This is a genomic window from Trichococcus flocculiformis (genome assembly GCF_963662535.1).
Classification (GTDB): domain Bacteria; phylum Bacillota; class Bacilli; order Lactobacillales; family Aerococcaceae; genus Trichococcus; species Trichococcus flocculiformis.
This window is the reverse complement of record NZ_OY759718.1, coordinates 373,166-394,380: the sequence shown is the minus strand read 5'-3', so window position 1 is coordinate 394,380 and position 21,215 is coordinate 373,166. Positions and strand designations below refer to the sequence as shown.

Annotated in this window: 21 protein-coding genes, 1 riboswitch and 1 other annotated feature; of the genes, 13 read left to right on the top strand and 8 right to left on the bottom strand. The window is 50.8% G+C overall.

Annotated elements, in window-relative coordinates:
* Positions 1–17 precede the first annotated feature (17 nt).
* Genes ACKPCD_RS02195 through ACKPCD_RS02180 form a run of 4 tightly spaced genes read left to right on the top strand, consistent with a single transcriptional unit; the run spans position 18 to position 3,362 of the window.
* Positions 18–365, top strand: coding sequence for a PTS lactose/cellobiose transporter subunit IIA (locus ACKPCD_RS02195; RefSeq protein WP_321433876.1), 348 nt, complete (start codon positions 18–20; stop codon positions 363–365).
* Positions 362–673 carry a PTS sugar transporter subunit IIB gene (locus ACKPCD_RS02190; protein ID WP_321433875.1) on the top strand — a complete coding sequence of 104 codons (312 nt, stop codon included), beginning with the start codon at positions 362–364 and terminating at the stop codon, positions 671–673. Before ACKPCD_RS02195 ends, ACKPCD_RS02190 begins: the two co-directional genes overlap by 4 nt.
* 13 nt (positions 674–686) lie before the next feature.
* Positions 687–1,991 (top strand): PTS sugar transporter subunit IIC, encoded by a 1,305-nt coding sequence (locus ACKPCD_RS02185; RefSeq protein WP_321433874.1) that lies wholly within the window; start codon positions 687–689, stop codon positions 1,989–1,991.
* A 45-nt stretch (positions 1,992–2,036) separates the two neighbouring features.
* Positions 2,037–3,362 carry a prolyl oligopeptidase family serine peptidase gene (locus ACKPCD_RS02180; protein WP_321433873.1) on the top strand — a complete coding sequence of 442 codons (1,326 nt, stop codon included), beginning with the start codon at positions 2,037–2,039 and terminating at the stop codon, positions 3,360–3,362.
* Between the two features lie 105 nt (positions 3,363–3,467).
* Here ACKPCD_RS02180 and ACKPCD_RS02175 read toward each other — a convergent pair whose 3' ends face one another.
* On the bottom strand, positions 3,468–3,869 hold the full coding sequence (locus ACKPCD_RS02175) for a nuclear transport factor 2 family protein (protein WP_068561476.1): 402 nt from the start codon (positions 3,867–3,869) through the stop codon (positions 3,468–3,470).
* Between the two features lie 176 nt (positions 3,870–4,045).
* Here ACKPCD_RS02175 and ACKPCD_RS02170 point away from each other — a divergent pair, with 176 nt between their 5' ends.
* Positions 4,046–4,225: a hypothetical protein gene (locus ACKPCD_RS02170; RefSeq protein ID WP_086989407.1), complete on the top strand. Its 180-nt coding sequence runs from the start codon at positions 4,046–4,048 to the stop codon at positions 4,223–4,225.
* A 6-nt stretch (positions 4,226–4,231) separates the two neighbouring features.
* Here ACKPCD_RS02170 and ACKPCD_RS02165 read toward each other — a convergent pair whose 3' ends face one another.
* Entirely contained in the window at positions 4,232–4,540 is a 309-nt protein-coding gene (locus ACKPCD_RS02165) for a hypothetical protein (protein WP_321433872.1), read from the bottom strand.
* A 157-nt stretch (positions 4,541–4,697) separates the two neighbouring features.
* On the opposite strand from ACKPCD_RS02165, the gene ACKPCD_RS02160 reads away from it, so the two are divergent.
* Positions 4,698–5,378 carry a type 1 glutamine amidotransferase gene (locus ACKPCD_RS02160; protein ID WP_321433871.1) on the top strand — a complete coding sequence of 227 codons (681 nt, stop codon included), beginning with the start codon at positions 4,698–4,700 and terminating at the stop codon, positions 5,376–5,378.
* Between the two features lie 299 nt (positions 5,379–5,677).
* On the opposite strand, the gene ACKPCD_RS02155 is transcribed toward ACKPCD_RS02160, so the two are convergent.
* The 5 genes from ACKPCD_RS02155 to ribD are packed head-to-tail and all read right to left on the bottom strand — an operon-like array spanning position 5,678 to position 9,839.
* Entirely contained in the window at positions 5,678–6,331 is a 654-nt protein-coding gene (locus ACKPCD_RS02155) for an HAD family hydrolase (RefSeq protein WP_321433870.1), read from the bottom strand.
* A gap of 17 nt (positions 6,332–6,348) precedes the next feature.
* Complete coding sequence (gene ribH, locus ACKPCD_RS02150) at positions 6,349–6,810, bottom strand: 6,7-dimethyl-8-ribityllumazine synthase (protein ID WP_086628735.1); 462 nt, start codon at positions 6,808–6,810, stop codon at positions 6,349–6,351.
* 28 nt (positions 6,811–6,838) lie between these two features.
* Complete coding sequence (locus ACKPCD_RS02145) at positions 6,839–8,035, bottom strand: bifunctional 3,4-dihydroxy-2-butanone-4-phosphate synthase/GTP cyclohydrolase II (RefSeq protein WP_321433869.1); 1,197 nt, start codon at positions 8,033–8,035, stop codon at positions 6,839–6,841.
* A gap of 23 nt (positions 8,036–8,058) precedes the next feature.
* A complete protein-coding gene (locus tag ACKPCD_RS02140; RefSeq protein WP_321433868.1) occupies positions 8,059–8,712 on the bottom strand; it encodes a riboflavin synthase in 654 nt (217 codons plus the stop codon).
* A 23-nt stretch (positions 8,713–8,735) separates the two neighbouring features.
* Entirely contained in the window at positions 8,736–9,839 is a 1,104-nt protein-coding gene (gene ribD / locus ACKPCD_RS02135; RefSeq protein WP_321433867.1) for a bifunctional diaminohydroxyphosphoribosylaminopyrimidine deaminase/5-amino-6-(5-phosphoribosylamino)uracil reductase RibD, read from the bottom strand.
* A 198-nt stretch (positions 9,840–10,037) separates the two neighbouring features.
* Positions 10,038–10,153, bottom strand: a riboswitch (FMN riboswitch).
* A gap of 251 nt (positions 10,154–10,404) precedes the next feature.
* Between ribD and argF the strand changes: the two genes are divergently transcribed.
* The 6 genes from argF to carB all read left to right on the top strand — a co-directional run bounded on the left by argF (position 10,405) and on the right by carB (position 19,447).
* Positions 10,405–11,421, top strand: coding sequence for an ornithine carbamoyltransferase (gene argF, locus ACKPCD_RS02130; protein WP_321434527.1), 1,017 nt, complete (start codon positions 10,405–10,407; stop codon positions 11,419–11,421).
* 60 nt (positions 11,422–11,481) lie between these two features.
* Positions 11,482–11,710: a binding site (T-box leader), on the top strand.
* 116 nt (positions 11,711–11,826) lie between these two features.
* The gene (gene argC, locus ACKPCD_RS02125; RefSeq protein WP_321433866.1) at positions 11,827–12,867 is read left to right on the top strand and encodes an N-acetyl-gamma-glutamyl-phosphate reductase; all 1,041 of its coding nucleotides are present in this window, start codon (positions 11,827–11,829) and stop codon (positions 12,865–12,867) included.
* 31 nt (positions 12,868–12,898) lie between these two features.
* Positions 12,899–14,125, top strand: a complete 1,227-nt coding sequence (argJ, locus tag ACKPCD_RS02120; protein ID WP_321433865.1) for a bifunctional glutamate N-acetyltransferase/amino-acid acetyltransferase ArgJ — start codon at positions 12,899–12,901, stop codon at positions 14,123–14,125.
* Positions 14,126–14,132: 7 nt separating this feature from the next.
* Positions 14,133–15,029, top strand: coding sequence for an acetylglutamate kinase (gene argB / locus ACKPCD_RS02115; protein WP_288924763.1), 897 nt, complete (start codon positions 14,133–14,135; stop codon positions 15,027–15,029).
* Between the two features lie 3 nt (positions 15,030–15,032).
* Positions 15,033–16,229, top strand: a complete 1,197-nt coding sequence (locus ACKPCD_RS02110) for an acetylornithine transaminase (RefSeq protein WP_321433864.1) — start codon at positions 15,033–15,035, stop codon at positions 16,227–16,229.
* A gap of 17 nt (positions 16,230–16,246) precedes the next feature.
* A complete protein-coding gene (carB, locus tag ACKPCD_RS02105) occupies positions 16,247–19,447 on the top strand; it encodes a carbamoyl-phosphate synthase large subunit (RefSeq protein ID WP_321433863.1) in 3,201 nt (1,066 codons plus the stop codon).
* A 326-nt stretch (positions 19,448–19,773) separates the two neighbouring features.
* Here the strand turns inward: carB and ACKPCD_RS02100 are convergent, their stop codons facing one another.
* Complete coding sequence (locus ACKPCD_RS02100; protein WP_288927215.1) at positions 19,774–20,652, bottom strand: fumarylacetoacetate hydrolase family protein; 879 nt, start codon at positions 20,650–20,652, stop codon at positions 19,774–19,776.
* Between the two features lie 290 nt (positions 20,653–20,942).
* Between ACKPCD_RS02100 and ACKPCD_RS02095 the strand changes: the two genes are divergently transcribed.
* On the top strand, positions 20,943–21,212 hold the full coding sequence (locus ACKPCD_RS02095) for an ACT domain-containing protein (protein ID WP_068561455.1): 270 nt from the start codon (positions 20,943–20,945) through the stop codon (positions 21,210–21,212).
* Positions 21,213–21,215 lie beyond the last annotated feature (3 nt).

Genomic DNA, 21,215 nt, shown 5'->3' with positions numbered 1-21,215 from the left:
GGACAGGAGGGATTCATTTGGAAGACGAGGAGAAAATCATTATGCAGCTGATCATACACGGGGGAGATGCCCGCGCGTACAGCATGAAAGCTATCCAGGCTGCTGAAAAGGGCGAGTTTAAGGAAGCCGGCAAGTTGATGGGGGAGGCAAGGACTGCCTTGAACAAGGCGCATGATCTGCAGACTGCGATTATCCAAGAAGAAATCAGAGGAAAACCGACCAGCACGACACTGCTGATGGTCCACGCACAGGATCATGTGATGAACGCTATGACCGTGAGAGATCTGGCGCAGCACCTGATCCAACTGAGAGAAGAAGTCCATTTGTTGCATACACAAAAAATGAAGCAGGAGGGGATTGCATGACACTTTCAATTATGTTGGCTTGTGCCGGAGGCTTCTCCACCAGCATGTTGGTCGAACGGATGAAAGATGCGGCAAAAGAAAGAGGGATGGAAGTCAACATCGATGCTACGGCGGAAGGGAAAGTGGATAAACTGATCCAGAATGTCGACATTCTCTTGTTGGGACCGCAAGTCGGTTACATGGAAGAGAGCTTTAAAAAGAAGTACAGTAGCCATTCGGTTGCAATCGCAACGATTCCATCGATGGATTACGGTATGATGAACGGCAAAAAAATATTGGCGGATGCTTTGAATTTATTAAACAAATAGGGGGCTGAAAAGAATGGCTGATTTTTCGAATGTGCAAATGAGTTTACAACGTGGTGCGGGTGCGATCCAAAACAACAAATATATCAGTGCCATCACGAATGGACTGATGTCAGCGATGCCGATTACGATCGTGGGTGCCTTGGGAAGTCTCGTGAACAGTTTCCCGGTTCAAGGCTATCAGGATTTTTTGGTCAACACCGGTTTGAAAGCGATTACGGTCATCCCTGCCGAAATTACGACCAACCTTTTGGCAATCTATGTTGTTTATCTGATCGCTGCGAAGTTTGCAGAATCCTATGATATCGACGGTACGCCAGCAGGGATTCTGGCCTTGATGAGCTTCTTGATCGTGACACCGTTCAATTACACAGAAACAAATACATTGGCCTCGCTGCCCGCTACTTGGATGGGTGCACCGGGATTGTTTACAGCTTTTCTTGTCGCATTATTGTCTGCGAAAGTTTATACCATTTTTAAAATTAAAGGTTGGGTCATCAAAATGCCGGATGGTGTGCCGCCGACTGTATCCAAATCATTCTCCGGTCTGGTTCCTGGTTTGGTGCTTGCCGTCATCGCCTTGGCGATCCGTTACATGATGACATTGACTGCCTATGCCGATATCCACTCCTTCATCTTTTCAGTTGTGGCGGCACCTTTGACCAAACTGGGCGGAAGCTTCACGGCACTCTTGGTTGCCATGTTTGCGGCACAGATTCTCTGGTTGGTCGGTGTGCATGGTGCGATGGTTGTCTACAGTGTATTTATGCCGATTTGGACACCGCTTGGTACCGAAAACTTGGCAGCGTATAACGCTGGTCTGGAAATCCCGAATATCGTTTCCGGAAGTATGTTCGGGATGGTCGTATTCATGGGTTCAGGCGCTACCTTAGGGTTGGCGATGGCGATGATGCGGGCAAGATCGGAGCAATACCGTGTACTTGGCAAATTGAGCTTGATACCGAACATCTGCGGCATCAATGAACCGATCATCTTCGGGATGCCGATCATCATGAACTTCACTTTGGCTATCCCATTTATCCTGGTGCCTTTGATCATCGCCGTCACTTCCTATCTGGGCATGCTGACAGGCATCCTGCCTTACCTGCCGGGTATCGCGGTACCATTGGGTGTTCCGGTCATCATCAACGGATTGATGGCAGGTGGCTGGAGATGGGCTATCTATCAAGCGCTTATGATCGCTGTGAGCTATTTCGTCTATCTGCCGTTCTTCAAAGTCATGGACAAAGCCGCATATAAACAAGAAGTGGAAGCACAACAGCAAACGGAAGCAACTGAATTGGACAACGCATTAGTCTGATAGGCTTCAATACAAAAAAACAGATAGATCGGGAGGAAAAAGAATATGATGGGTAGAGTGAAAAAAATGGCTAAAGTAACGGCATTGAGCGCAGTGGTTTTAGGAGGGCTGTTTGCAACGGCCGACCCGGTTTCGGCAAAAGAGTTGAAGACCCAGCCTGCCTCCTATGAAACGGTCATCGAAGTGAAGGACTGGGGCGCCACCGTGACAAAAATCATCGTGGACTTGGGCAGACCGGTTCCGCAAGGTTCCGTGACTGCGGATACATTCAGCGTCCATGTCTCAAGAAGCGACAGCCGTTTGGAACTTTCCTTGCTGGGCGAGGGCATCGTGAATGTCACCAATGCCTACGTGGCCGACAAAGACGGTAATCCAGCCGTTCAGACGGGCAAATATGCTGTGCTGGAAATGGAATACGGTCCAACTTTGGCCCTGAGCTCTGCTTTGAACTATCAGGTCGCTACCGGTCGCAATGATTGGACGACGAATACCTACACCATCACGCAGCAGACGGCTATCGAAACGCCGGCAGGCACCGTATCCGGTCTATTCGTCACCGAGTTTGCCGGTACAACCAAGCAAATCATCGAAGACTTCGAAACCGGCGCATCGACCTTCGGGGACGTCACATTGACTTATGCCGACTACAGCCCAGCAAAGGACAACCAAGAAAATCCACTGATCATCTGGCTGCACGGAGGCGGGGAAGGCGGAACGGATGCGACAATCCCGTTGGCTGCCAACAAAGCGACTGCTTTGGCTACGGATGAGATCCAGTCCTACTTCGATGGGGCCTATGTTTTGGCTCCGCAGACACCGACATATTGGATGGACGGAATCGGCGGAAGAGCGGATGGTTCTTCCAAATACGAAGATGCTTTGATGGCGCTGATCGAGGAGTACGTCGCCAACAATCCGGATGTCGACACCGACCGGATCTATATCGGCGGACCGTCCAACGGTGGCTACATGACGATGCTGATGGCGCGTGATTACCCTGACTACTTTGCTGCCGCTTTCCCTGTCTGCGAAGGTTTGAATGATATTTTGATCTCGGATGCGGACATCCAGAATCTGGCGCAGACTCCAATCTGGTTCACTGCAGCCGCAAACGACATGGTGCTGCCTCCAGCAATCAATACGCTGCCTACCTACGACCGCTTGGTGGCTGCTGATGCAGATGTGTACTTGACCCTGTTTGATAAGGTCGAGGACACTTCCGGTCTGTACACAAATGCGGACGGCACGCCTTATCAATACAATGGCCATTTCTCTTGGGTATATGTCCACAACAACGAAGTATCGACAGTGATCGACGGAACAGAGATTACATTGATGCAATGGCTGTCCGAACAGTCTTTGAACGACTGATTGGTTTGCCGCAACCAGGATAAAATGAACAGCCTCCAGAAGTCCGTAACATGCGGAATTCCGGAGGCTGTTTTTGTGTTGTCGGGAGACGGTAATGACTTGATATCAGTGGGCGGAAAGCGGTTTGTCGGACAATGCCCAGCCTTCTACGACGCGTGCCCCGATCGGTTCAGGATTTTCTTTGAATTTGACGAATTCCATCGTTTTCTGTTCAATCCGTTCACCGGTGCGTTTGTCGATGATATAGACGTTATAGCGGATGGCACCCCATTCACCTTCCACGATCATATTATGGAATTCGCCGAGTTCGATGTCATAGGCCTGGAAAAGTTGCCCCATCATGTCCTTGTACTGCTGCAAAGTCAGGCGGTCGCTGTAGACATTGTAGTGCGCATCCGGCTCATACAAAGTTTCGCACCAATCCAGCCAAGCATCGTACCCATTATTCCAATTTTTGAAGCCTTGCTCAAACCGCTCTCTGATCGCATTCTCGAAATTCTGACTCATTATTTTTCCTCCTTCGATTTGGTCTACTTTTTGTGTTCTGTAAACCTTGGTATGACTATATCAACAGGGGATAAACTGAACGTAAACTTTGAGATGGGGACCAAAAAGTACAAAAATATCCCGAAATATTCGGGCGGATATTGTATGATAATGAAAAAAGCAGGGGAGGGATTGTGATGGCTGAACTGGATCACTTGGTCAAACTGCTCGTGGAGAAGCTGCTGCGTTCATCCAAAAAGCCGGAGCCAAGCGGGAGTGGGACCGATGAGGGAAAAGAATTAGGGCATAAGCCCCTAGAGCGTGTTTCGGAGGGAACTGCTAAAGACGAAACGGACGAAAAAATGCCTGAAGGATGATTTCCTTCAGACATATTGGAGCAGTTCATCATAATAAAGCTTCGTGATCAATTCCCGGTCAGCGGTAGTGGGTTTGTCGATGTAGATGACGTATTCGGCATCCCAAGTGTAGGCGGATGTGCCTTCCAAAAACGGATTTTCTACGGGCGTTTCGGTTTCCAATTCGGCGATGAGGATGGCGATGTAGTCTTCGCTTTCGGTTTCGTCATGGAAGTCGAAGTCATCGCTTGTCTCGATGTAGAGTTTGTAGGCTTTGTCCGGGTGCTCGGCTTTGAATTTTTGGATGATCGCAATTTCTTTGTCCAGGTTTCTCATGGTGCTTGCTCCCTTCGGAAATGGCTTTGGATCAAGTGTTTTCTATAGGTCTATCATAACATTCTCCACCTGCATCTGCACTCAATAACCCGGCGATGGGTGACGGTTGCGGGCTCATATATTATGATGGAATAATCAATTTTAAGGAGGGATCAGCATGGAAATCGCAATTTTACAGCACGTGGATTTTGAAGGGCCGGCGGAGATCGAGAATTGGTGCCGGCAGACCGGAAACGAATATAAGGTATACCGCCTATTTCTGGGGGAAGCTTTGCCGAAAGCGGAGAGAACGGATTTCCTTGTGATATTGGGCGGTCCCATGAGCGTCCTGGATGAACTGCCTTGGCTGGAAGAGGAAAGGCAGTTCATCCGTGTACTCATCAGCCAGGGAAAGCCGGTCTTCGGAGTTTGTCTGGGCGGACAGCAGATCGCCAAAGCTTTGGGGGCTGACATTTTTCAGGGGGAATACCGGGAAGCAGGTTGGCTGCCGATCCGGACGATGAAATCGGAAACGCTAGGCGAACTGCCTGAGGAACTGGTCGTGTTCCATTGGCACGGGGAGCAATTCGGCTTGCCGGAAGGAGCGGAGCGCCTGTTCACAAGCGAAGTCTGTCCGAATCAGGGTTTTATCTATAAAGAAAATGTGATCGGTCTGCAGTTCCATTTCGAATCCACAAAGGAAAGCATCGAAAGCATTCTCCAGAACGATGCGGCCTTCTTGGACGGCACCGCCTATACGCAGACGTCAGCAGAAATTCGGAATTATCCGATACCCGCGAGCAACCGGAAGCTGCTTTATCGCTTGCTGGATCGGTTAAAAGCTACGGTACCGGATTGAACAGCATAAATCCGGCGAGATCGATAAGATGGGGGAATCGGAATTTCCGGTGGAAGTGTGCTTCGTCGGTTGTCCGTCATGCGCTTCCTTGCGAATAGCCGAGGAGTCCCGTTGTGTCGGCTGATGTGCAGTCGCTACTTTGCAAACAGTCAAGGAATCTTCTTTGTGTCGGCTGATATGCAATCATAGTTTTACAAACAGCCGAGGAAGCCTGTTTATGTAGGCTCTTCCATGTTTAGGCACCTCATATCCGGAAGCGCAAAAAGAGGCTGGGACAAAATCCCAGCCTCTTTTGATTGTTAAAGCAAGTCATTCAATTCGCGGATATCGTCTATCAGCACATCCGCCGATTCCAGTTCCCCGGGGAAACCGAAGCCGTAACGGCAGCCCACTGTGCGGACGGGATGATGTTCGGCGACTTCGATGTCCTGGAAACGGTCGCCCACAATCAGGTAGCCGCCAGGGAAAACAGATTCGATCGATTCGAAGATTTCATATTTTGGGATGAAGCTGAAGTCTTCGGTGCAGTACATGCCGTCGAAGTAACGGTCCAAGCCGAAGCTTTCCCGATGGGCTTCCATATAGGCCCGGCTGCAGTTGCTCAAAAATATTAGGCGATAGCCTTTTTCCTTCAATGCCTGCAAGGTTTCCAGAGCGCCTTCGTAAAGAATAGCCTGCCCATTTTGAGCTTTTTCCAGCAGAATCTGCCCGATCATTTTTGAGGCCTTCGATCGGATGTCTTCGTCCAAGTCGGGCATGAAATTTTCCCACATCGCTTTGCTGCTGTAGCCCAGCCACTTCGTGATTTCTGCATCCGCCCAATCCCTGGGAGCAGCGTGGCCGGCTTCAACAAGAAAAGCATAGGCTTGTTTGAAAGCATAGATGTAATTCCGGGTACTGTCATGGATAGTGCCGTCGTAGTCAAGGATGATGGTGTGAACACCTTTGAACATTCGTTTTCCCATAATTTTTATAAATTTTTGAGCAGGTTGGCCATTTCGATGGCAGATACAGCACAATCATAGCCTTTATTGCCCGCTTTCGTACCGGCGCGCTCGATGGCTTGTTCGATCGTGTCGGTTGTCAGGACACCGAAGATGACCGGAACGCCGGTATTCATGGAAGCTGTCGCTACGCCTTTGGACACTTCGGAACAGACGTAATCGAAATGTGCCGTTGCACCCTTGATGACAGCGCCCAAAGTGATGACGGCATCATATTTTCCGGAAGCTGCCATTTTTTGCGCTACCAACGGGATTTCGTATGCGCCTGGTACCCATGCCAAGTCGATGGCATCTTCAGCTACGCCATGGCGTTTCAGGCCGTCCAAAGCGCCGCCCACCAATTTTGAGCCGATGAATTCGTTGAAACGTGCCACCACGATAGCGATTTTTAAATCCTGTGCAATTAATTGTCCTTCGATGATGTTCATTTTGTTTTCCTCCTGTTTGGTTGTTTTTTTATAAATCTAAATAATGCCCCATCTTTTGCTTCTTTGTTTCCATGTAGCGTTGCGTTTCGTCGAAAATTTCCAGCTGGATCGGGATTCGTTCGATGACTTTCAGGCCGTGCTTTTTTAATCCTTCTATTTTAAGCGGGTTATTCGTCAAAAGCCGGATCTCTTTGACGCCCAAATCCTGAAGCATCTCATCAGCCATGTAGTATTCGCGGAGATCGCTGGGGAATCCGAGCATCAGATTGGCGTCAACCGTATCGTAGCCTTGATCCTGCAGCGCATAAGCATGGATTTTATTGACGAGGCCGATGCCGCGACCTTCCTGGCGCAAATAGACCAAAACTCCGCGACCTGCTTCGGCGATCTGCTTCATGGCCGCGTCCAATTGCTGGCCACAGTCGCAGCGTTTCGATCCGAAGACGTCGCCGGTCAAGCATTCGGAATGGACGCGGACCAGAACGGGTTCTTCCGTCGTGACATCGCCCATGACCAAGGCAACGTGATGCTCATCCGCGTCGATTTTGCTCACGTAAGTGTAGATGTCGAACTCACCGTATTTTGTGGGCAGCTTGGCCTGGCCTTCACGTTTGTAGAGCTGCTCGTTCTCTTTGCGATAAGCGATCAGGTCAGCGATCGTGCCGATCTTCAGGTCATGCTCTTTGGCGAAAGTGATCAGTTCGGCTGTGCGCATCATCGTGCCGTCATCGGCCATGATTTCGCAGCAGAGCCCTGCTGGCTTCAGCCCGGCCAGACGCGCCAAGTCGACGGTGGCTTCGGTGTGGCCGTTGCGCGCGAGTACGCCATTGTCCACAGCTTTCAGCGGGAAAATGTGGCCGGGTCTGCGGAAATCTTCGGGCTTGGCGTCATCCTCAACTGCCTTCATGACGGTCAAAGAGCGTTCGAAGGCTGAGATGCCGGTGGTCGTCTCGACATGGTCGATGGCGACGGTGAAGGCTGTCCCATGATTATCGGTGTTGCGGTCCACCATCGGAGTCAGTACCAGTTTTTCGGTGAGTGTCCGATCCATCGGCATGCAGATCAAACCTTTCGCGTAGATGGCCATGAAATTGATGTTTTTCGGCGTCGCGAATTCCGCTGCGCAGATCAGATCGCCTTCATTTTCGCGATCCTCATCATCGACAAGCACGATGATTTTGCCGGCTTTGATGTCCGCGATGATTTCTTCAGATGTATTGAACATGTATGTTTCCCTCCTTATTTCTTTTAGAAAAAGCCGTTCTCTTGCAAGAAAGCTTCAGATAGGTTGCTTTGTTTTGTTTGTGTTTTAGGGCTCAGGCCCAGCAGTTTTTCCACGTATTTTCCGATGATGTCGCACTCCAGATTGACCGTGTCGCCCAATTTCTTCTCGAGCAGGATCGTCTCCGCTCCGGTATGGGGAATGATGGATACCTGGAACGAGCCGCTGTCGACCGTCGCCACAGTCAGACTGACGCCGTCGATGGCGATCGAGCCTTTTTCGATGATGTAGCGGAGCAGTTCGGGGCCGGCTGAGATGGTGATCCAGACGGCATTATCGTCCTTGCGGTATTCCTTGATCGATCCGGTGCCATCGATGTGGCCGCTGACGATGTGCCCGCCCAGGCGGGTATCAAGCTGCAATGCCCGTTCCAGATTGACGCGGCCGCCCATCTGCAGGCCGCCAAGGTTTGAGCGTTGCAGCGTTTCCGGCATGACGTCGGCATCGAAGGCATCCTTATGCAGCTTCGTTACCGTCAGGCAGACGCCGTTGGTGGAGATGCTGTCGCCGATTTTTGTTCCGATCAGCACTTTTTTTCCGCCGATAGTGACGACGGAAGATTTTTGGCTATGACGGATGCCTTTTAAGGTGCCGACTTCTTCGATGATTCCAGTAAACATGAATGTCCTCCCACTTTCCTCTATTATTCGTTCTTGGAAAGGTAGCCTTCCAAGAGGATATCTTCCCCAACGGTGCTGGCCTTCAACTCGATGACGCTGAAAGCTTGGCTCAGCTTCTCGATACCTTCTCCGCCGACAGGTGTTTTTGCCGTTTCCCCGCCGATCAGTTTCGGGGCGATGTAGACTTGCACCTTGTCGACGATGCCTGCTTGCAATGCGGCAAAGTTCAAAGTGGCGCCGCCCTCCAAGAGGATGCTGTCGATGCCGCGCTCTCCGAGAACTTTCATCAGCGCCTTCAGATCGGTCCGGCCATCCTTGGTCGGTACAGTCAAAAGCTCGATGCCGGCTGCTTCGAGCAGTGCGGCTTTATTGCGGTCCGCCCATTCTGTCGTTGCGATAAGAGTCTTGGCCACATCCTGATCTTGGAGCACTTTTGCTTCCAAAGGGATGCGCAAGGTGCTGTCGACGATGATCCGCAGCGGATTTTTTCCTCCCGGAATGCGGGAAGTCAGTTGCGGATCGTCCATGATGACGGTCTGGACACCGACCATGATGCCGGTGAGGGCGCTGCGTAGTTGGTGCACGCGTTCCCTGGCGGCAGGTCCGGTGATCCATTGCGATTCGCCGGTTCGGGTCGCAATCTTTCCGTCCAGGGACATCGCTGCTTTCATGACGACGAAGGGTTCTTTTTTTACGATGTATTTCATGAATATTTCATTCAAACGGCTGCTTTCTTCAGCCAGGACGCCGGTTATTACTTCGATGCCGGCAGCCTGCAGTTTCTTGACGCCGCGTCCGGAAACCAAAGGATTCGGATCCAAAGCCGCGATGACAACTCGACCGATTTTCTTTTCGATGATTTTGTCGGAGCAGGGCGGTGTTTTGCCGAAATGGGAGCAGGGTTCCAGAGTCACATAGATGGTTGCACCGGCCACATCTTCTGTTGCCGAGCGGAACGCGTTCACTTCAGCATGGCCTTCCCCGATTTTTTCGTGGTAGCCGGACCCGATGATGCGTCCGTCCTTGACGATGATGGCGCCGACCATCGGATTCGGGGCAACGGCACCGCGGCCTTTCTCGGCAAGTCCCAGCGCCATTTGCATAAAGTATGTATCCTTATCTTGCATCTTTGTGTGCCTCCCATTTCCAAAATAAAAAGCCCTGAACATTTCTGCTTCAGGGCTCGACAAAGGAAGGCCAGCTAAATAAGGCCAAAAAATCCCTGGGTATACACTACACCCAGGGATTGACATTCCGATTCATGAACGAATGGCGAACAAGTGTTATTTGCATGGCAAATAAACGTATGCCCACTCGAAAATGGTTTCTGTCTTCTCTCATCCAGACTCTGACTGTCGGCTTCGGAATTTAACCGAATCTGCCTTAACGGCTCGTGGGCTTTACCACCGGTAGGGATTTTCACCCGTCCCTGAAGACTATTCAATTAAGTTGTCTCTAGGATAATCCCAATCCGTATCATTGTCAAATAAAAATTTTTGCAAACAAATGTTCCGTAGTGGAAGAGTGTCTCCTGCTGCCCGTATTTGGTCGGATTATAACCGTTAGATTAAAATAAGGTTTGTAATCCATTAGAATTGGGTATAAAATGAGTCCAATAATAGTTGCATCATGACTCGGAAATGATCGTTCGCAAGAGCGACAGTGAGAATAACATTAAAAGGGGATGGCGGAATTTTGGAACAAGTATTTCAAGGAAGAAGCTTATTGGCGGAAAAAGATTTCACTCGGGAAGAATTGGAGTATCTGATTGATTTTTCGGCGCATTTGAAGGATCTGAAGAAACGAAATATTCCGCACCGTTATCTGGAAGGCAAAAACATTGCCCTTTTGTTCGAAAAAGCCTCCACTCGTACTAGAGCTGCTTTTACAGTGGCTGCCATCGATCTTGGGGCGCATCCGGAATATCTCGGGAAAAATGACATTCAATTGGGCAAAAAGGAATCCGTTGAAGATACCGCTAAAGTACTCGGCAGCATGTTCGATGGTATCGAGTTCCGTGGCTTTAGCCAAAAAACAGTCGAAGATCTTGCGAAATATGCCGGTGTACCGGTATGGAACGGCTTGACGGATGAGTGGCATCCGACCCAAATGATCGCCGATTTCCTGACGGTCAAAGAGCATTTCGGAAAATTAGCCGGACTTAAATTGGTCTATGTCGGGGACGGACGCAACAATGTCGCCAACAGCCTGTTGGTTACCGGCGCTATCCTCGGTGTGCATGTCACGATCTGCGCGCCGGAATCGCTGTTCCCGAACGAGGAATTGGTTGAGATGGCCCAGAAATTCGCTGAAAAGAGCGGCAGCAAAATCGAAATCACGGCCGATGTGGCCAAAGGCGTAAAAGCCGCCGATGTCCTTTACACCGATGTATGGGTATCGATGGGTGAAGAGGATAAATTCGAAGAGCGTATCGAATTGTTGACTCCTTACCAGATCAATATGGAGATGATTGAGAAGACCGGCAACGACGACGTGATCCTGTTGCACTGTCTGCCGGCTTTCCATGATACAAAAACGCAATACGGCCAGGAAATCGCGGATACATTCGGCATGCGCGAGATGGAAGTGACCGATGCGGCCTTCCGCAGCAAGCACGGTCTTCAGTTTGAACAAGCCGAAAATCGCATGCATTCGATCAAGGCGATCATGGCTGCGACCTTAGGAAATTTATTTATTCCAAAAGTTTGATTGACAAAGTGAAAAACAGATGATAAATTTAATGAAAATGTCAAACAACATCTAACACAAACAAAAACTTTGACAAGAAGAGTAGTCCATTTGCACAGTGAAGCGAACCTTGGATGGTGAAAGCAAGGTCAACCGCGATGGATGAAAAGGAACTTTGAGTTGATAAGCTGAATGTGAACCATAAAGTTTAATCCGGTTGCCCCGTTATCGCAAAAGTAGCAATACTTGAGTCCGTCTGTGCGCGTATAGATGGAAAATAAGGGTGGCACCACGAACTTTCGTCCCTATACTGAATCAATCTATTTGGTTTGGTATAGGCACGGAAGTTTTTTTGTATATCTGCAAGACTTTGCAAAACGGGCTTGGCCTGTTTTTGCAACAAATAAAAAAAGGGGGATGGGAAGTATGATTCATGTCAGTATCATTGGAGCAACAGGTTACACGGGGGTGGAATTAGTCCGATTATTGGGATTGCGCGAGGATGTGGTCCTGGATCATCTGACCTCCCGTACGTATGCGGGTCAAAAGATCCAGCATCTTTTTCCGCACCTGTTGGGCAACGTCGATCACACTTGCGAAGAATTGGATCTGGAACAAGTTACGACGGACAGCGATGTTATTTTTGTGGCTTTGCCGCATGGACACGCCTTGCCGATAGCCAAAAAAGCCAAAGAAAAAGGCAAAAAAGTCATCGATCTGGGAGCTGATTTCCGCTTGAAGGATGCGGCGGTCTATGAAGAATGGTACAAGGTGCCGCACACAGAGCCGGGTTTGTTGGAGGAAGCGGTCTACGGCCTGCCTGAATGGAACCGCGATGCGATCAAGGATGCAGCGGTCATCGCCAACCCGGGCTGCTTCGTGACGAGCATCCTTCTGGGCTTGATGCCTTTGATGAAGAAAGGCTGGGTCGTGCCGAACAGCATCGTTTGCGATTCCAAATCCGGCACTTCCGGAGCTGGCCGCGCCGGCAACGTAGCGAACCTTTTCACTGAGGTGGAAAGCAGCTTCAAAGCCTACGGTGTAGCGCATCACCGTCATACACCGGAAATCGAGCAGTTGCTGACGGAGATGGCCGGAACGGAGACGATGATCCAATTTACGCCGCATCTGGTGCCGATGAGCCGAGGCATCCTCAGCACTATCTATGCGACGGTCAAGGAAAAAACGACGGCAGCTGAAATTCAGGCCCTTTTTGAGGAAGCTTACGCCGATGAACCGTTTGTGCAGGTTCTCCCAGCGGGCATGTGGCCGATGACGAAATCGGTAAAAGGCACAAACAATTGCCAATTGGGTGTCACCTACGACGAACGCACAGGCCGCGTCATCATCGTATCGGTCATCGACAACTTGATGAAGGGCGCTGCCGGCCAAGCCGTGCAAAACATGAACCTGCTGTTCGGACTTGCCGAAACGACAGGATTACAGATGATAGGGCTTTTCCCGTAATAACGGAAGACTGAAGGAGGAAACAGACGAAATGATAAAGAAATTACATAAAAGCGGTGTGACTGCCGCTGCAGGTGTGCAAGCCGCAGGTATCCACGCCGGTTTCAAAAAACGCAAAAAGGACATGGCACTGCTGTATTTCCCGGATGGGGCGACGGTTGCGGGCGTCTTCACCAAAAATAAAGTCAAAGCGGCTCCGGTCCAGTACGACCAACAAGCCCTGCAGCAACATGACCGCTTCAAGGCGATCCTGATCAACAGCGGCAACGCGAATGCCTGCACAGGCAAACAAGGCAAAGCCGATGTGGAAGAGACCGTGAAGCTCCTTGCTGCAGAACTGAACATCCAACCGGAAGAAGTGTTGGTGTCTTCGACAGGCGTCATCGGGATGTTCATGAACATGGAGACAATGAAAAAAGGGGTCAAGGCGATTGCACCGGAAGTTTCTGAATTCGGCGGCGCGGCAGCCAGCAAGGCGATCATGACGACGGACACGGTTCCGAAAGAAGTCAGCTTCACCTTTGAAGTCGCCGGCAAGACGGCTACCATCGGCGGAATGGTCAAGGGATCCGGGATGATCCATCCGAACCTTGGCACGATGCTCGGCTACATCACAACCGATGTCGCAATCGGCCAACAAGCTTTACATGCGATGTTGCTGAAAGCCGCGGATGCGACCTTCAACCACGCTACCATCGATGGGGATACGAGCACGAACGATTCTGTTTTTGTGGCCTCTACAGGCAAACTCGATAATCCGTTGATTGTTTCCGCTGATGATGCCGGCTATGCCGAAGTTGAAGCGGCTGTCCTGTCCATCTGCTCCCAATTGGCGCAGCTTTTGGTCAAGGATGGTGAAGGGGCGACAAAATTTGTCGAGGTGCTGGTTTCCGGCGCGAAGACAATGGCTGATGCGGTTTCGATCGGAAAATCGGTCGCGACTTCAAGCTTGGTGAAAACGGCGATGTTCGGCGAGGATGCCAACTGGGGCCGGGTCATCACAGCTGCCGGTTATGCGGAGACGGAATACTTCGATGCCGACGTGATCGACATCGCCTTCTCAAGCAAGAACGGCGAAATCCAGCTTTGCGAAGCGGGAATGGGTGTCGTCTTCGATGAAGAGCTTGCTAAAAAAATACTCGAAGCAGATGAAATCAATATTTTGATCGATTTGCATCTGGGCACGGAAGCCGCCAGTACATGGACATGCGACTTCTCTTACGATTACGTGAAAATAAATGCGGACTACAGGAGCTGAGAGCGGGATGAAGATGAACAAGAGTAATTGTGAAAAAGCCGAAATGCTTGTTGAAGTACTGCCTTACGTCAACCGTTTCCGCGATAAGATCATCGTCATCAAATACGGCGGCAATGCCATGATCAATGAAGAATTGAAAAAAGCCGTCATGCAGGATCTGTTATTGATGAAGTCAGTTGGTATGCACCCAATCCTTGTCCATGGTGGCGGACCGGCCATCAACGATATGCTGAAAAAGCTGAAGGTCGAGAGCCATTTCGAACAAGGGCTGCGTGTGACCGATAAAGAGACGATGGAAATCGTCGAAATGGTGTTGGCGGGCAAAGTCAACAAGGACATCGTCGGCACGCTGAATCAGATCGGAGGAAAAGGCATCGGTTTGTCAGGCAAAGACGGCAATCTGATCCAAGCGCGCAAAAAATATTTGGAAAAGAACGGCGAGAAAATCGACATCGGCTATGTCGGCGAAGTCGAAGTAGTTAACAAGGAGATGCTGGAGTCACTTATCTACAGCGGCTACATCCCGGTCATTTCCTCGATCGGAATGGGCAAGGACGGAATGAGCTACAACATCAATGCCGATTATGTAGCCGGCGCTGTGGCGAAGGCCGTCCAGGCAAACAAATTCATCCTGCTGACCGATGTGGAAGGGATTTTCCGTGATTATCACGATAAGGATTCTCTTATCTCGCGGATCACGCTCGAAGATATCGAGGCGCTGGAAGCGGATGGCATCATCTCAGGTGGGATGGTACCGAAAGTGGACTGCTGCATCGATGCGTTGAAGGGCGGCGTTGCCGGAGCGCACATCATCGACGGCCGTCTGCGCCACTCGATTTTATTGGAAGTCTTTTTCGACGAAGGAATCGGCACAATGATTGATCGCGATAAGGAAGGGGTATAAAGAATGACGAATGAAGAAATAAAAACAAAAGGGCAAACCTACTTGATGAATACCTTCAACCGGGGAGCGATCTGTATGGTCGAAGGACAAGGCAGCTACCTGAAGGATGCGGATGGCAAGCAATATTTGGATTTCTTGGCTGGCATCGCCGTGAACGCGTTAGGGCACAACCATCCGAAAGTGACGGCTGCGATAGCGGAACAGGCAGCCAAACTGGTCCACTGCTCAAACTTTTATTGGATCGAGCCGCAAGTGCAGTTGGCGGAAAAACTGATCACGAATTCCGTTCTGGATAAGGTCTTTTTCGGCAATAGCGGTGCGGAAGCCAATGAAGGAGCCATCAAATTGGCGCGTAAATACGGACGTGAGGTCCACGGCGAAGGCTGCTACGAGATCATCACTGCCGATAACTCGTTCCACGGCCGCACGTTGGCGACGTTGACGGCGACCGGCCAAAAACAATTCCATAAAGATTACGATCCGTTCCTGGAAGGCTTCCACTACGTTCCCTTCAATGACTTTGAGGCTTTGGCCGCCAAAGTTTCGGAAAAGACATGCGCAATCCTGCTGGAACCGATCCAAGGCGAAGGCGGCGTCTACGTGGGCGATCAAACTTACCTGCAGCAAGTGCGCGCACTTTGCGACGAGAAGGATATCCTGTTGATCTTTGATGAAGTCCAAACGGGCATGGGCCGAACAGGCAAGCTGTTCGCCTACGAAGGCTACGGTGTGGAACCGGATGTGATGACGTTGGCGAAAGCTTTGGGCAATGGCGTTCCGATCGGCGCACTGTTGTCGAAGGATGTCGTCGCTTCCCATTTCAAACCGGGTGACCATGGTTCGACTTTCGGCGGCAATCCGCTTGTTTGTGCGGCGGCTTTTGCGACTGTTCAAGCGATCGAGGACGAGAATATCCTGGCGAATGTAAATGAGATGGGCAACTATTTCAAAGAGAAATTAGTGGCATTCAAGGAAAAATATGACTTTATCCTCGATGTACGCGGCAAAGGCTTACTGCTCGGGATGGAACTGGCGATGAAGGGTACCGATATCGTCGCGAAGTGCTTGGAAAAAGGCGTCATCATCAATTGCACGCATGATACGGTCCTGCGTTTCCTGCCGCCGCTGAATGTGACAACCGCGGAAATCGACAAGGCTGTTGCAGTGATGGATGAGGTTTTTCAAACAATTGAAGCTTAAAGAAAGGATGGCAAAGCATGCCTAAACGAACAGACATCAAGTCGATCCTCGTGATCGGCTCGGGACCTATCATCATCGGCCAAGCCGCGGAATTTGACTATGCTGGAACGCAAGCATGTTTAGCCTTAAGGGAAGAAGGATACAAAGTCATCCTGGTCAACTCCAACCCGGCTACGATCATGACGGACGTTGAGATTGCCGATAAAGTCTATATGGAACCACTGACATTGGAGTTTATCGCGAACATCATCCGCAAAGAGCGCCCGGATGCCCTATTGCCGACATTGGGCGGCCAGACCGGTCTGAACATGGCGGTCGAGCTGGATGAAGCCGGTATCCTGAAGGAGTACAAGGTCGAGTTGCTTGGCACCAAACTGACTTCCATCCAACAAGCCGAAGACCGTGATCTGTTCCGTCAATTGATGGCGGAATTGAATCAGCCGGTTCCGGAAAGCGACATCATCCACACGGTGGACGAAGCGCTTCGCTTCGCAGCCGAAATTGGGTATCCCCTGATCGTTCGTCCGGCCTTCACCATGGGCGGTACCGGCGGCGGCATCTGTTATAATGAAGCCGATCTGCGCGAAATCGTCGCCAACGGCTTACGCTACTCACCGGTGACACAATGTTTGTTGGAAAAATCGATCGCCGGCTTCAAGGAAATCGAGTACGAAGTAATGCGCGACAGCAACGACAACGCCATCGTTGTCTGCAACATGGAAAACATCGACCCGGTCGGTGTCCACACAGGCGATTCCGTCGTCGTGGCGCCTTCCCAGACGTTGTCCGACAAAGAATACCAAATGCTGCGCGATGTCTCGCTGCAGATCATCCGCGCCCTGAAAATCGAAGGCGGCTGCAATGTCCAGTTGGCATTGGATCCGTACTCGTTCGACTACTACATCATCGAAGTGAACCCGCGCGTCAGCCGTTCTTCGGCTTTGGCGAGTAAAGCGACCGGTTACCCGATCGCGAAGATGGCTGCGAAGATCGCGGTCGGCCTGACCTTGGATGAAATGAAGAACCCGGTTACCGGCACTTCTTATGCGGCTTTCGAGCCGGCTTTGGACTACATTGTCTCCAAAATCCCGCGTTTCCCGTTCGATAAATTCGAAAAGGGCGACCGTACCCTCGGCACACAGATGAAAGCGACAGGCGAAGTCATGGCCATGGGCCATACGTTCGAGGAATCGATGCTGAAAGCCGTCCGTTCTTTGGAATACGGCGTCAACCATCTGGCATTGCCGAAAGACCAAGGCCAGACCGTGACGATGGCAGAAATCGAACAGAATATCCGCGTCGCCTGCGACGAACGCCTTTTCTATCTGGGCGAAGCGCTGCGCCGCGGCGTGACACTGAAAACGATCCACGAATGGAGCGAAATCGACTACTTCTTCCTGTACAAATTCAAGCACATCATCGATCTTGAAAAAGAAGTGGCAGCCAATGTGAAGGATCTGGAGACGTTGCGCGAAGCGAAGAAATACGGCTTCAGCGATGAAATCATCGCGGAACTGTGGGGCATGGCTTCGGAAGACATCTACGCGTTGCGTAAAGCCAACGGCATCGTCCCTGTCTTCAAGATGGTGGATACGTGTGCGGGCGAATTCGAATCCTTCACACCGTACTTCTACAGCACGTATGAAATGGAACAGGAATCATTCCCGAGCGACCGCGAAAAAGTCATCGTCTTGGGCTCCGGTCCGATCCGTATCGGCCAAGGGGTCGAGTTCGACTACGCGACCGTGCATGCGGTCTGGGCGATCCAAGAAGCCGGCTACGAAGCGATCGTCGTCAACAACAACCCGGAAACCGTTTCGACGGATTTCTCGATCTCCGACAAGCTGTATTTCGAACCCTTGACCGAAGAAGACGTGATGGCGATCATCGACCTGGAACAACCGTTGGGCGTCGTTGTGCAGTTCGGTGGCCAAACGGCCATCAATCTGGCCGACAAATTGGTCAAACACGGCGTGAAGATCCTGGGCACGAGCCTGGAAGATCTGGACCGTGCCGAAGACCGTAAACTGTTCGAACAGTTGTTGCGCGACTTGGATATCCCGCAGGCACCCGGTAAAACAGCCGTGACCGTTGAAGAGGCGGTCGCAGTTGCCGACGAAATCGGCTATCCGGTCTTAGTGCGTCCGTCCTATGTATTGGGCGGCCGGGCGATGCAGATCGTCTACAACCAAGCCGATTTGGAGAAATACATGCGCGAAGCGGTCGTGGCCAGTCCCGAACGGCCGGTCCTGGTCGATCATTACCTGATCGGACAAGAGCTGGAAGTCGATGCGATCTGCGACGGCGAAACCGTCCTGATCCCGGGCATCATGGAACACATCGAACGCGCCGGCGTCCACTCGGGCGACTCGATCGCTGTTTACCCGCCGCAGAATCTGTCGGCTGAACTGATCCAAACGATTGAAGATTACACAATCCGCGTGGCGCAAGGGCTGAACACAATCGGTTTGGTGAACATCCAGTTCGTCATCAGCAACGGTGTCGTCTACATCATCGAAGTGAATCCGCGCGCGAGCCGGACAATCCCATTCCTTAGCAAAGTGACCGGCATCCCGATGGCGAATTTGGCGATGCAAGGCATCCTTGGCATCAAACTGAATGATCAAGGCTATCGGACTGGTCTGGTTCCGTCAAAATCAGGCGTATACGTGAAGATGCCGGTTTTCAGTTTCAATAAACTGAAGAAAGTCGATACCGTATTGGGGCCGGAAATGAAGTCCACAGGGGAGATCATCGGAAAGGACGCCATCCTTTCCAAAGCGCTGTACAAAGCATTTCGTGCCGCCAATATCCAGATTCCCGAGTACGGGACGGCGCTGCTGACGATTGCCGACAAGGACAAACACGAAATCCTGCCGCTGGCGAAACGCTTGGTTGCGGTCGGGTATCGTCTGCTTGCTACACAGGGGACAGGGGAAACCTTGCTGGAGGCCTATGTGCCGGTCACGATTCTCCGAAATGGCGAAGCAAAACGGGAAAATATCCTGAAAAGCATGCACGAAGGGAAAATCCAGTTCGTCATCAATACGATGACCGAAGGCAAGACCGAGGAAACCGACGGCTACTTCATCCGCCGCGAAGCCGCGGACAACAACCTGCCGTGCCTGACCTCGCTGGATACAACCGAGGCGCTGCTGCAGGCGATGGAAATGATGCATTTCCAACTGCAGGCAGTCGGGACCGAACCAGTTTTTTAAATAGGACAGTTTAAATAAAGGGCTACCTCGTCACTTTGAGGAAGGCCCTTTATCGTCGTTATTCGGTCATTTTTTGCGCGCATATCGGCTGTCTTCTTCTCCGGCGAACGGAGGCTTCGCCGGAGTTCAGGATTCATTTCGTTTACGTTCTTCGATGAAGGTGGCTTCGTGGGAGGGGAGTCCGATTGTTACCGATGTGCTCCGGTGAGGAGGTTCTTCGCCGGAGCTGGGACGGATTAGCTCTTATTTATTATCAGCACGCCTCCGCTCAGCAGGCGCAAAAAGAAGAGGCTTTCTCATTACGAGAGAGCCTCTTTGGATGTTTTCTAGCAGAAACTATTCACCAATGTCCCGATGCCTTCGATGGAAGATTCAATGACATCACCTGGTTTCAGCCAGGCTTGTTCGTCTTCCGGATAACCGAGGATGACCCCATCCGGCGTTCCGGTGAAGATAATGTCGCCGGGTTCCAAGGCAAAGTGTTGGGAAATGTAGGAAATGATCGTCGCGATATCGAAAATGAGATGCTTTGTGTTGCTGTTCTGGCGGACCTCTCCGTTCAGCTTGAGGGAAATATCAAGATGGGTCGGATCGAGCTCATCGGCAGTCACATAGACCGGTCCGAGCGGCGCAAATTTGTCAGGTGATTTCCCCAGCACCCATTGCGGAGATCCTTTTTGCCAGTCGCGCGCAGTCACGTCGTTGCCGATGGTGTAGCCCGCTACGTGCTCTAGGGCTTCTTCCGGGGAGACGCAATAAGCTTTTTTGCCGATCACAGCCACCAACTCGACTTCATAATCGACCTTGTCCGTGCCGGCCGGAATCGGGATGTTTTCTTTATGGGCAGCCAGAGCGCTCGTGAACTTGCTGAAGACAAGCGGTTTTTTCGGGGCCTCACTTTTTGTTTCCGCAACATGGGCGGCATAGTTCTTGCCGATGCAGAGGATTTTGCCCGGACGGGAAAGGACGGGCAGGAATGTGACCTCATCCAAGGAAACATAGTAGACTGGATCCGTCAGCGTGTCCGCTTGGGCCAGAATAGCATCCAGTTGGGCGGCCTGTACCGGATCCTTCAATACGTCATCTATATAGGAAGGAACAGGCAAGGATAAAGCTGCAGCCGCTTTTGCTGCGTTCAGGAAACCGCGCTCCGTTTTGATGCCGATGCGGCTCTGCCCAGCTTCTGAGAAATGAATCAATTGCATTGGAAAACCCCCTTGAGATTAGATTAGAATTTGCTTATATCCAGTGTAGCAATTAATCTCAAAAAGCGATAGATTTAATGCGGAATCTGCAATAATTTTCGTGTTTCGGGAAAGAACACAAAAAAATTCCGCTGGATAGCGGTTACCGGTTTCCGTTTCCCAAAAAAACAGTAGTCATTCCCTTTAGATGTGATAGAATAGGAAACATAAAATTTTAATTGGATTTTCATATTGCTGTAAAATGGTATAATAGACTCGACAAAAAACTAAAGAAGCAGGGGCGAAAAAAGATGAGAGCAATCATGACCGTAACAGGTAAAGACCATACTGGGATCGTAGCAAGCGTATCGGTGGAATTGGCGCGTCTGGGCGTAAATATCCTGGATATTTCACAGACGATTATGGATGAGTACTTCACCATGATTTTGATGGTTGAATTGAACGAGGCGAATAATTCGGTCAAAGAAGTCAAAGAAGCGATGAAAAAAGTTGAAGAAGAACAAGGCTTGGTCATCCGTTTACAGGCAGAAGACACATTCCATGCAATGCATCGGATCTAGGGG